General features: G+C 59.5%; 12 protein-coding genes and 1 tRNA gene. 10 read left to right on the forward strand and 3 right to left on the reverse strand.

Annotated elements, in window-relative coordinates; translation table 11 throughout:
- Positions 1-133 precede the first annotated feature (133 nt).
- Entirely contained in the window at positions 134-430 is a 297-nt protein-coding gene (locus SUTH_RS11840) for a helix-turn-helix domain-containing protein (protein ID WP_041099487.1), read from the forward strand.
- 61 nt (positions 431-491) lie between these two features.
- Here the strand turns inward: SUTH_RS11840 and SUTH_RS11845 are convergent, their stop codons facing one another.
- Positions 492-1,337, reverse strand: a complete 846-nt coding sequence (locus tag SUTH_RS11845; RefSeq protein ID WP_041099489.1) for a radical SAM protein — start codon at positions 1,335-1,337, stop codon at positions 492-494.
- 130 nt (positions 1,338-1,467) lie between these two features.
- On the opposite strand from SUTH_RS11845, the gene queD reads away from it, so the two are divergent.
- The 9 genes from queD to SUTH_RS11890 all read left to right on the forward strand — a co-directional run bounded on the left by queD (position 1,468) and on the right by SUTH_RS11890 (position 9,193).
- Positions 1,468-1,920, forward strand: a complete 453-nt coding sequence (gene queD, locus SUTH_RS11850; RefSeq protein ID WP_041102256.1) for a 6-carboxytetrahydropterin synthase QueD — start codon at positions 1,468-1,470, stop codon at positions 1,918-1,920.
- A 174-nt stretch (positions 1,921-2,094) separates the two neighbouring features.
- A complete protein-coding gene (locus SUTH_RS11855) occupies positions 2,095-3,720 on the forward strand; it encodes a 3-(methylthio)propionyl-CoA ligase (RefSeq protein ID WP_041099491.1) in 1,626 nt (541 codons plus the stop codon).
- Between the two features lies 1 nt (position 3,721).
- Positions 3,722-4,387, forward strand: a complete 666-nt coding sequence (locus tag SUTH_RS11860; protein WP_197539579.1) for a glutathione S-transferase — start codon at positions 3,722-3,724, stop codon at positions 4,385-4,387.
- Positions 4,384-5,154, forward strand: coding sequence for an enoyl-CoA hydratase (locus tag SUTH_RS11865; protein ID WP_052473583.1), 771 nt, complete (start codon positions 4,384-4,386; stop codon positions 5,152-5,154). Before SUTH_RS11860 ends, SUTH_RS11865 begins: the two co-directional genes overlap by 4 nt.
- 49 nt (positions 5,155-5,203) lie before the next feature.
- Positions 5,204-5,293: transfer RNA gene (locus tag SUTH_RS11870), tRNA-Ser, on the forward strand.
- 297 nt (positions 5,294-5,590) lie between these two features.
- Complete coding sequence (locus SUTH_RS11875; protein WP_041102259.1) at positions 5,591-5,815, forward strand: type II toxin-antitoxin system Phd/YefM family antitoxin; 225 nt, start codon at positions 5,591-5,593, stop codon at positions 5,813-5,815.
- Complete coding sequence (locus tag SUTH_RS11880; protein ID WP_041099493.1) at positions 5,812-6,228, forward strand: type II toxin-antitoxin system VapC family toxin; 417 nt, start codon at positions 5,812-5,814, stop codon at positions 6,226-6,228. The genes SUTH_RS11875 and SUTH_RS11880 overlap by 4 nt, the downstream gene beginning before the upstream one ends.
- Positions 6,229-6,365: 137 nt before the next feature.
- Positions 6,366-7,277: a restriction endonuclease gene (locus tag SUTH_RS11885; protein ID WP_041099495.1), complete on the forward strand. Its 912-nt coding sequence runs from the start codon at positions 6,366-6,368 to the stop codon at positions 7,275-7,277.
- Positions 7,278-7,444: 167 nt separating this feature from the next.
- Entirely contained in the window at positions 7,445-9,193 is a 1,749-nt protein-coding gene (locus SUTH_RS11890) for a caspase family protein (protein WP_041099497.1), read from the forward strand.
- A gap of 238 nt (positions 9,194-9,431) precedes the next feature.
- Here the strand turns inward: SUTH_RS11890 and SUTH_RS11895 are convergent, their stop codons facing one another.
- Together SUTH_RS11895 and SUTH_RS11900 are read right to left on the reverse strand one after the other, a co-directional pair.
- Positions 9,432-10,181: an SDR family oxidoreductase gene (locus SUTH_RS11895; RefSeq protein WP_041099499.1), complete on the reverse strand. Its 750-nt coding sequence runs from the start codon at positions 10,179-10,181 to the stop codon at positions 9,432-9,434.
- A complete protein-coding gene (locus SUTH_RS11900; RefSeq protein WP_041099501.1) occupies positions 10,178-11,446 on the reverse strand; it encodes an FAD-binding oxidoreductase in 1,269 nt (422 codons plus the stop codon). The genes SUTH_RS11895 and SUTH_RS11900 overlap by 4 nt, the downstream gene beginning before the upstream one ends.
- Positions 11,447-11,476: the final 30 nt, after the last annotated feature.

Consider the following 11,476-nt stretch of genomic DNA (forward strand, 5'->3'; position numbering starts at 1 on the left):
TGCCGTCACAATTTTTCTTGTATGGCGAAGGAATTTATCCTATAGTGCAGGCATATTACTTCGGTAATAGCCATCGGGTGCCTCCGACACCCCACTACATTTGCTTGATGACACTCAGTCGAAGGAGTTGAAAATGAAAGCCACCGACAAGATCGATGCCCGGGAACTTCGCCGCAAGCTCGGCATGAACCAACAACAATTCTGGTCCAAGCTGGGCGTCACCCAGAGTGGCGGCTCGCGTTACGAGAGCGGACGCAACATGCCGCGTCCGGTTCAGCAACTGCTGCGCCTGGTGCACGTCGAGCAGATCGATATCCAGAAGGTCAAGCGCGAAGACTTTGAAGTCGTCGAGTACCTGCGCTCGGCCAAGCCGGCCCTGTTCAAGGACCTGAAGAAGGACGCCAAGGCCGCACTCAAGAGCAAGAAGTAAGAAGGGCGTTCGACGCCGGCCCGCGAAGCGGATTCCCCGGCGCGCAGAGCGAGCCCCCGCATCAGGGGCTGACGCGAACCGTCAGCCCAAGCTGGCGGACTCGATCCGCCAATTCCTCCATCCATCCCGCTTCCAGGCGCCCCAACCGGGGCGCTTCTTTTTGCAGCGACGGCCGCGCCAGGCTGTACAGATGCACGCCGGCCAGCGCCGGGGCCGCAGGGGACAGCAGCGCCAGCCAGGCCTGCAATTCCTGCTCGGCGGGCGCGGCGCCATCCATACGGAACACACAGGTCTGCACCCAGGTCGGCGCCAGCGCGGCGCAGCACGCCAGGCGTCGCGCCACGACGTCGGGCCGGGCGCGGGTACCGTTGATGCGCGCCATGCCGGCCGACGTACCCGCGTCGAGTTTGAACCAGACTTCACCCCCGCCCCGGCCGATTCGCGCAATGCCTGCTTGCACGGCCTTGCGATCGAGCAGGCTGCCATTGGTGATCAGGCGCACGATCAGCTTGCCGGCCAGACCATGCCTGGCGAGCACGCGCTCGACCAGCGCCACGGCGTCGGGAAATTCCGCCGCGCTGGTCGGCTCGCCATTTCCGGAAAAGGCCACATCGACCAGTTGGCGAGCACCCTCGGGAACACGCGTGGTCATGAAATCGCCGGAACAAACCCAGTTCAGGAAATCGTCGAGTTCCCGTTCCAGCAAAGCCAGGTCGATCGGCGGCGGCCCGCCGCGCTTCAGGTCGGGAACCTGGCAGTAGATGCAGCGCCAGTTGCAGGCATTGTTAGGGTTCAGGTTGATGCCGACCGAAACGCCGCCGGCCCGGCGCGAAATCACCGGATAGACATAGCGCATGCCGCTGCTGTCGCGGGAATGGTCTTCGGTCTTGAGCAAAATGCGGGGCATGGCAAATCGAGAGTAGCGAAACAACGGAAAGTCGGCGCTGGCGGGACGGCGACGCCGGCCAGCTATAATGCGCGCCGACCCGTCCGCGCGCATTTGCGACCACTTTGCCACAAACACGGCCACCCCGACCATGCGTATAACCCGCCGCCTCGAATTCGATGCGGGCCATCGAATTCCGAATCATCAAAGCCAGTGCCGCCACCTGCACGGGCACCGCTATGCGCTGGAAATAACCCTCGGTGGCGGCGTCATCGACGCCGCCGGACGTCCGGACGACGGCATGGTGATGGATTTCTCCGAGGTCAAGGCCATCGCCAAGCAGCATGTGGTCGACCTCTGGGACCATGCCTTCCTGGTCTGGCGCGGCGATGAATCTGTCATGAACTATCTCGCCAGCGTACCGGGACACAAGACGGTCGTGCTCGACGCCGTGCCAACGGCGGAAAACCTTGCGCGCATCGCCTTCTCGATCCTCGATCCGCTGTACCGCGACAGCTACGGCAACCATCTGCATCTTGAGCGTATCCGCCTCTACGAGACCCCCAACTGCTGGGCGGATGCAACGCGCGACGACCTCGCTTAGAACGCTCTGCGAACATCACGAAGCCCGGATTTGTTCCGCCACGCGGAATATTTCACCGCATTATTTCCTCGCCTTTGCGATCAGCGCAATTGCCGATTGTCTCCCGCGAATTCCAATGCTATGGTTGCCGGCAAATCTGGCGCATGACCAGGACAACAGAGAGGAGCAGAACAAATGCAAGGCTTGATGATGAACCGCCCGCTGATGATTTCGGGGCTCCTGCGACATGCCGGCCAGAATCACGCCGATACTGAAATCGTATCCCGCCTGGCGGTCGGCGGCACACATCGCTACACCTACAACGATGCCCATCGCCGCTCGCGCCAACTGGCGCGCGTACTGCTGTCGCTCGGCGTCAAGGCCGAAGATCGCATCGGCACTCTGGCGTGGAATTCCCACCGCCATTTCGAGATCTATTACGCCGTCTCCGGCATGGCCGCGATCTGCCACACCATCAACCCGCGCCTGTTCCCAGAGCAGATCGCCTATATCGCCAATCACGCCGACGACCGCTTCATCTTTTTCGACGTCAACTTCGCCAACCTGATCGAGGCCCTGGTGCCGCATTGCCCCGGCGTCAAGGGCTGGATCGCGCTATGCAAGCGCGAGGAAATGCCGGCCAACCCGATTCCGAACCTGCACTGCTACGAAGACCTGCTGGCGGCCCAGAGCGACGATTACGAATGGCCGGAGTTCGACGAGAACACGGCGTCCTCGCTGTGCTACACCTCCGGCACCACCGGCAATCCGAAAGGCGTGCTGTATTCCCACCGCTCGACGGTGCTGCATGCCTACGGATCGGCCATCCCCGACGGGCTGGGCGCCTCCGCGCGCGACTGCATCCTGCCCGTGGTGCCGATGTTCCACGTCAATGCCTGGGGCCTGCCTTATGCCTGCGCGCTGACCGGCGCCAAACTGGTCATGCCCGGGCCGCACCTCGACGGCGCCAGCCTGTATTCGCTGTTCGAGGAAGAAGGCGTCACCATGTCGGCCGGCGTGCCGACCATCTGGCTCGGCCTGCTGCAATACCTGCAAGCCAACAAGCTCAAGCTGTCCACCGTCAAGCGCCTCGTCATCGGCGGCTCGGCGGCACCGCCGGCCATGATCCGCAACTTCGACGAACAATTCGGCGTCACCGTGCTCCATGCCTGGGGCATGACCGAAATGAGCCCGCTGGGCACGGTCAACACCTACAAGCAGAAGCATCTGGCATTGTCGGCGGAGGAGCGCGACCGAATTCGCGTCAAGCAGGGCCGCAGCATCTTCGGCGTCGAAATGAAGATCGTCGACGGCGACGGCAACGCCCTGCCCCATGACGGCAAGGCCTTCGGCGACCTGATGGTGCGCGGGCCGTGGATCACCAGCGGCTATTTCAAGAGCGAAGGCGGCGACGCCCTGGTCGACGGCTGGTTCCCCACCGGCGACGTTGCCACCATCGATGCGGACGGCTACATGCAGATCACTGATCGCTCGAAAGACGTCATCAAGTCGGGCGGCGAATGGATTTCCTCGATCGACCTCGAAAACATCGCCGTCGCCCACCCGGCGGTCACCGAAGCCGCCGTCATCGGCGCGGCCCATCCGAAATGGGACGAGCGTCCGCTGCTGGTGGTGATCAAAAAGGCCGGGCATGAAGTCACTCGCGACGAACTGATCGCCTTCTACGAAGGCAAGGTCGCCAAGTGGTGGATCCCCGACGATGTGATTTTTGTCGATGACCTGCCGCACACGGCCACCGGCAAATTGTCCAAGTTGCAGCTGCGCGAGCGGCTGCGTGATTATCGCTTCCCAGGAGCATGAATTGACTACACCCATCACCCTCTGCGGCTTCGCCGTCAGCAACTATTACAACAAGGTCAAGCTCTCCCTGCTGGAGAAAGGCGTTCCCTTCGCCGAAGCCTTCGTCATGACTTCGCAAAAAGAAGAAATGCTCGCCGAGTCGCCGATGGGCAAGGTGCCCTTCCTGCGCACGGCGAAAGGCGTGCTCAGCGAATCGCAGGTGCTCACCGAGTTCATCGAAGACAGCTGGCCCGAGCCCCCGCTCTATCCGCGCGACGCTTTCGAGCGCGCCAAATGCCGCGAACTGATCGAGCACCTTGAACTGCATATCGAACTGCCGGCCCGGCGCCTGTATGCGGAAGCCTTTTTTGGCGGTACGGTCTCCGAGGAAACCAAACAGGAAGTCGCGGTACTGCTCGAAAAAGGCCTCAAGAGCCTGGCGCGACTGGCCCGCTTTGCGCCCTTCATCGGTGGCGACAGCTTCACCCACGCCGATTGTGCGGCATGGGTGCATCTGCCCCTCGTCAGCCAGGCGACGCGCAAGATCTACGGGCGCGATTTCCTTGATGAATTCCTGCCGCAGGCCAAGCCCTACATCAAGCTGATCGGCGAGCGGCCGCACGCGCAGAAAGTCAATGAGGACCGCAAAGCGGGCATGGAAGCCTTCATGTCGAAGCCCAAGAAATGAGCCAGGCAGTCCGCATCGGAACGGCCGATGGCGTGTTCCACATTGAAATGGCGCGCCCGGAAAAGAAGAATGCGCTCACCGCCGCAATGTACCGGACGCTGGCCGACGCGCTGGCAACCGCCGAGGCCGACCCGGCAGTGCGCGTGATCCTGATTTCCGGCGCGGGCGGCAACTTCACGGCGGGCAACGATCTGGCCGATTTCCTTGAAACGCCGCCGATGGAGCAAGACGCGCCGGTATTCCGCTTCATCAAAGGCTTCGCCAATTTGCAGAAGCCCTTTGTCGCCGCGGTCGAAGGCGTCGCGATCGGCGTCGGCACCACCATGCTGCTCCACTGCGACCTGGCCTACGCGGGCAGTTCGGCCCGCTTCGCCCTGCCCTTCGCCAACCTCGGCCTGACGCCGGAAGCTGCGTCGAGCCTGTTGCTGCCACTGTGCGCCGGCCACGCGCGCGCGGCGGAGATGCTGATGCTGGGCGAAGTTTTCTCCGCGCAGGCGGCGCTCGACGCCGGCATCGTCAACGCCGTACTGCCCGACGGGCAAGTGCTGGACCATGCATTCGAGCGCTGCCGCAAGCTGACCGCACAGCCGGCGGAGTCGCTGCGCCTCACCAAGCAATTGATGAAACGCGCGCAGCAGGCCTTGATCAACGACACCATGAACGTCGAGGCCGACGTCTTCAAGCAGCGCCTGGTATCGCCCGATGCCAAGGAAGCCTTCGCCGCCTTCTTCGAAAAGCGCAAGCCGGATTTTTCGAAAACCAGCTAGGCGCGGCGCCGGGCACGGGCGTCCGCGGTGCTAAAATTCGCGGCCCAACGGAAGCGTGGCAGAGCGGTTGAATGCACCGGTCTTGAAAACCGGCAACGTCGCAAGACGTTCGTGAGTTCGAATCTCACCGCTTCCGCCAGACATCTGGCAAACAAGCGCCGCTTGAGACGTCCGGTTTGCGTACCCATCAAAGCTACCGCCAATCGGCAAGGTGCCCACCGTATCGCCAGCGCCGACTATTGGCAAACCGCCAAGGTCTCCAAGCTGCGGTTGCGACCATCAGGATCAAAACTCGACAGGAAAATCCAGGCCATAGCCAGCCGTTAGAGATTGCCATTCCATGTACATTGGGGCAGGCAATATTCGTTAGCCCCTTGCTAATTGACACGCCTGAGAACTGTACATTATGATGTACACTTCTGTACAGGAGTGTGCCATGCGAGAAACCACGTTCACCGAGTTGCGCAATCACGCCAAGGACTATTTCGACGCCGTCGAAGGCGGCGATACGGTTCGCGTTTTCCGTAACGGAAAACCTATCGCCGAGATAGTGCCTATCCATTCCGGGGTTCCGTCCTGGAAAAGACAAGGCGCGCCATTGACGGTCAAAGGCCTGTCCTTGAGTCGGGAAATACTGAGCGATCGGGATGATTCGGCGTGAAGGTGTTTCTGGATACGTCCGCGTTTGCCAAACGTTATGTTGCCGAGCAGGGATCGGATAAGGTATTGGCGATGTGCCAACAGGCAGATAGCCTTGTCGTCAGCGTCATCTGCTTGCCGGAACTGGTCTCCACTCTGTCCCGCCTCGTGCGAGAAAAGAAGCTCGCCAAAGCCGCTTACCTGCAACTAAAGGGGGACGCAATGGCCGACTTGGCGGATGCCGATGTCTGCCAGATTACGTCGGAGGTTCTGGCCTCGGTTGTGTCGCTGCTGGAATTGCATCCACTTCGGGCGATGGATGCTCTCCATGTTGCATGCGCACTGGCCTGCAAACCAGATGTCTTTGTGTCCGCCGACCATCGGCAACTTTCAGCAGCACGCAAGGCCGGCCTCAAGATTGTCGACGTTTCGTAATGGGCACTGCTGCTGAAAAACTCTTGGCGGCCAAGAGCTGCCGGTGGATGTCAATGCCGATAGCAGTCATTCGGCATGGAGTAGTATGCGAATTACCATTCGGTATCTCCAATCCTTCGAGCACGTATCTTTCGATCATGCCTATTCCCGACTACCAATCTTGCATGCTTCCGTTCTTGAGCTTCTTAAGCGATGGAAGTGACCATACCTTGCGGGACGCCGAGGATGCTCTTGCGGGTCATTTCAATCTGACATCGGCCGAGCGCGCAGAGCTTCTCCCAAGCGGGCAGCAAGGCATTTTCAAGAACCGTATCGGTTGGGCGCGGACCTATTTGAAGAAAGCTGGACTCATTGAGGCGCCGAAGCGGGGCGTATTCAAAATCACCGATAGAGGAACAAAAGCGCTGGCCTCTTCTCCAAAGCGGATTGACGTCAAGTACTTAGAGCAGTTTGCCGAGTTCATCGAGTTTCGCGATGCCTCTAAGCCGGAGAACAGCCCTGCTACCACGTCCGAGATTTCAACTTCCCCGACCACGCCCGAAGAGGCAATAGAACTTGCATATCAAGGATTGCGGGAGCAACTTGCGGAGGAACTACTGTCACGAATTTTGTCCTGTTCGCCGTCCTTCTTTGAGCAACTCGTCGTAGAACTTCTGGTCAAAATGGGTTACGGCGGCTCTCGCAAGGACGCTGGTGAACGCATCGGTCAAACTGGCGACGGAGGAATCGACGGAATCATCAAGGAAGATCGTCTCGGCTTAGACACTATTTTTATTCAAGCGAAGCGGTGGCAAGGATCGGTTGGTAGGCCTGAGATTCAGAAATTCGTTGGCGCGCTTCAGGGCCAACGAGCGAGGAAGGGGGTCTTCATCACAACTTCGACCTACACCGCCGAGGCAGTGGACTACGCCTCCAGAATCGATACAAAGGTCGTACTCATCGATGGAAACCAATTAGCCAGTCTCATGACTGACTTCGATGTTGGCGTTTCAGTCTCTGCATCGTACGTTGTAAAGCGCGTTGACTCGGACTATTTCGAGGAAGGCTGAGATGCCAACTAAATCGGCAAGCATGGGATTTTTTCCCATGGCCGCAGAAAATGTAACTCAATGGGGTCGAAGTCGTTTCGAAAAGCTAAATGTCTCTGACCCTTTTGGCTGATTTGCTTGGCCGTTTCTGCGGCTGAATAACTGCTGGACCTTAGACCCCTCGATCTATGCGCGACCCACGATTTCTTCTGAAGACCCACTACACCCGTAGCCGGGCGCTCGTAATTGGGATTGATCAATATACGCAAGCCCCTCCGCTTGAATACGCAGTAAGTGATGCCGACGAGTTTCGCCAAACGCTTGTTGACTCCCTTGGGTTTGAGACTGACGAGATCACATACCTAGTCAACGAGGCGGCAACTCGACAATCAATCCTGAGGGCATTTCTTCGGTTCTCACGCGAAGACATCGATGTAGATGAGCGCCTAGTTGTCTTCTACGCAGGCCACGGACATACACGAACCGGATCGCGTGGTGAAATTGGATACTTGGTTCCCCACGACGCGGATATGGCGGATTTTTCGACATTTATTCGTTGGGACGAATTCACTAGAAACTCCGAGCTTGTCCGCGCCAAGCACGTCCTATTCATCATGGATGCATGCTACGGTGGCTTGGCATTGACTAGAAGCATCGGACCTGGCGGTGCTCGGTTCTTGAAAGACATGATGCTTCGGCACTCCCGGCAGGTGCTAACTGCTGGGAAAGCCGATGAAGTCGTTGCAGACTCTGGCGGCCCACTTCCAAATCACTCGGTTTTCACGGGCCATCTACTTGAAGGAATGAGAGGCAAGGCTGCCACCGAAGACGGCGTAATTACTGCGGCCGGACTGATGGCCTATGTGTACAACCGAGTTGCCACCGACAAGAATTCAAATCAGACGCCGCACTACGGTCACTTCGATGGTGATGGTGACCTTGTTCTAATTGCGCCTGGTCTCTCAGCATTAGAAGCTTCTGAAGAGCGAGACGACGACCGCTTAATAAGTATCCCCTTTGCAATGGATGAACCGACGGAAGAGGGAATCCTCGAAAAGGTAAAGCGAGCGAAGAAACTGCTTTCGAACGATTCGAGTGCAATTGAACTACATGACTTGCTTGCTAACGAAGTTCGTCGCTTTCTCTCAATCACGTCCGAAGATAGCTTTCCTACATCAGGACAATTCACAAAGGAAGAAATGCTTGATCGGATCAGCAGGTACGAAGATTCGGCGGCTGACTTATCTTTGTTACTTGCGTGCATCGCGCATTGGGGAAAGACGACTCATACCAGCACTATGCAGAAATGCATTGCTCGCTCTAGTGATCGCCTTGAGTCCCGCGGTGGGCTCACAATTTGGTTAGAGCTTCGCTGGTATCCCTTGATTTTGGAACTCTATACAGCAGGTATCGCCGCGATAGATGCACAGCGCTACGACAATCTTGCGGCCCTTTTTTACACTCAACTACCTAGTAGCGAATATCGCGACAAGAATGACACATTCGTCGAAGCCATTTCCAACGGACTCCTCGAACTAACTCGCATGAACGCCTTCAAGCAAATCCCAGGGCACGAGCGACATTACGCGCCACACAGCGAATACTTGTTCAAAATCCTTCAGCCAAGATTGGATGACACTTTCTTTCTTGGCAAGAACTATGAAACTGCCTTCGATGAGTTTGAGGTCTTCTTTGCCCTCGCAATAGCCGATATCGAAATGGCGAAGAACGGGAGAGTTTGGGGACCGATCGGTCGCTTTGGCTGGAAGAATCGAAACAGGGATAACGGCCCACTTGCCAGGATCATCAAGGACGCAAGATCGCGGAAAGAATCATGGCCACCGTTTAGGGCTGGAATGTTTGGCGGAGATTTCGAGCGCTTTGACAAGGTGGCAACAGAGTACCTGCAGTTGGTAGGGGGCTTAAATTGGTTCTAAGGTCTAATTCATCATTCCACTGGCCTGCGCGAAAAGCCGCGCAGGCCAGTGAATTCAGATATTGAAAGGCTGCTTTCTAAGATCAGCAGCTTCCGCTTAGGGCACGAAGCAGCCGAGCAAGCGGAAAAGCCAAACATCTGTTGACAACCTGAAACCGCCGTATCGCCAGCGCCGACTTTGGTGGATCGTGCCGAGGATTGCGATGGCCGGCCAGCAAATGAATCAAGCGAGGCCAGCCCTACAGCTTCAACCGCACAAATATCCGCTCCGGGATGTGGCGGATGATGAGCAGTATCCAGCGCCAGAACCACGGCGTGTAGAGCACCTGCTTGCCCGATGCCATTGCCGCGACGATTTCGCGCGCCACGCGGTCCGGCGTCGCCCACAGCGGGCCACCCTTGTCGAAGGCGGCGGTCATGGGCGTATCGACGAAGCCGGGCTTGATCAGCAGCACGCTGACGTCCTTCGGCGCCAGACGATTGCGCAAGCCCTCGAAAAAGCGATCGACCAGCGCTTTCGCCGCGCCGTATGTGTAGTTGCTCTGCCGCCCGCGGTCGCCGGCGACCGAGCCGATGGCGGCGAGGCAGCCGCTGCCCTGCCGCTCGAACACGTTGGCGAGCCGGGCCGCCAGCGCAATCACGCTGAGGCCGTTGCCGGCGATTTCCGCCAGCGTCATATCCACCGATGCCTCGCAGGCCTTCTGGTCGGGCAGGGTCCCGTGCGCGATCAAGGCGGCATCCAGTTTGCCGAGGTGCGCAAGCGCCGCATCGAGCATGGCTTGGTGGCTGGCGGTATCGGTGGCGTCCATGACGAAGGTCGCCGCCTGCACGCCGTGTGCTTGCCCGCGCACCCGCAAGTCGTCGGCGATCATCGCCAGACGTTCGGCGTTGCGGCCGACCAGGAACAGCTTCGCGCCCTCCGTGGCCCAAAGCCGGGCGCAGTGTTCGGCAATCGCCGAAGTGGCGCCAATTATCAGAATGCTCTTCATTGCTGCTCCATGACGCGACGCCAGAAACTGGACGAAAACGCGGGGTCGACAAACTGCGTGAAGCGCTCCAGGCCGGGATAGCCGGAGCGGAAAAGTGCTGCCGGCATGCGCGCGTCCTTGGCCGCATACAGGCGGCCGCCGGCGGCGGCGACAATGGCATCGAGTCGATCAAACAGCCGCAGCGTGGTGGCGCCGCGATTCGGGAAATCGAAGGCGAGATCGGAGCCGGGCATCGGAAACGACAACATGCCGGGACTGGCGACATCGCCGAAGGTTTTCAGCACGGCGAGAAACGAGCCTTCGCCCGAGGCGGCAATGGTTTGCAGGAATTCCGCCAGGGGCGCCTCCCCTCCCGGCAGCACGCATTGATACTGGAAAAAACCGGCACGGCCGTGCAGGCGGTTCCAGTGGAGAATGCCATCGAGCGGATAAAGGAACGGCCCGTAAGGCCCCGGCCCTTGCGCCAGCGGGCGATGGAAATAGGCGTTGTTGAAGGCGCTCAGGGTGGCGCGGTTCACCACCGAGAACGGCAGCGTCAGCGGAATGTTCAATGCGCGTGCCGGCCGTGGCGACGAGTCTTCGTTTTCGGCGTGGTTGCCGGAAATCATGATGCCGCGCGGCTGCGCGGCGAGGCAATCGATCCACGCCACCGTGTGCTCGCTATCCAGTTCGGCCTGATGATTCAGGTCGAAGAATTGCCGCAGGCCGTGGAAACGCTCCTGGCGCTGGATGATGGAAAGGCTCGATACCCGGCGCAAATCGATCTCGGCCCAGGTGATCAGGCCGGTCAGCCCCAGTCCGCCGATGGTGGCGGCGAAGAATTCAGGGTTTTCGGTCGCGCTGCAGTACAGTCGTTCGCCCTCCGAGCGCAGCAATTCAAAGCCGACCACATGGCGGCCGAAGGTGCCTTCGCGATGATGGTTCTTGCCGTGCACGTCGTTGGCGATTGCACCGCCGACCGTGACGAAACGCGTCCCCGGCGTCACCGGCAGAAACCAGCCCTGCGGTGTCACCAGATCGAGAATTTCCGACAGCAGCACGCCGGACTCGACGCGCAGCCTGCCGCTCGCTGCATCGAAAGCCATGAAGCGATCGAGGCTGCGCGTATGGATCGTGGTGCCGCCGCCATTGACGCAGACATCGCCGTAGCTGCGGCCGTTGCCCCAGGCCAGCAGCGGCCTGCCGGCAGGCAGGCAGGCGCTGCGCGATGGCAGTCGCACCACTTCCCGCGCGGCAGCGAAGGCGAGGTTGCCCCACGAACGCATCACGCCATCACCTTGTGCCGAACGAGCATC

This window comes from Sulfuritalea hydrogenivorans sk43H (assembly GCF_000828635.1).
Lineage (GTDB): Bacteria > Pseudomonadota > Gammaproteobacteria > Burkholderiales > Rhodocyclaceae > Sulfuritalea > Sulfuritalea hydrogenivorans.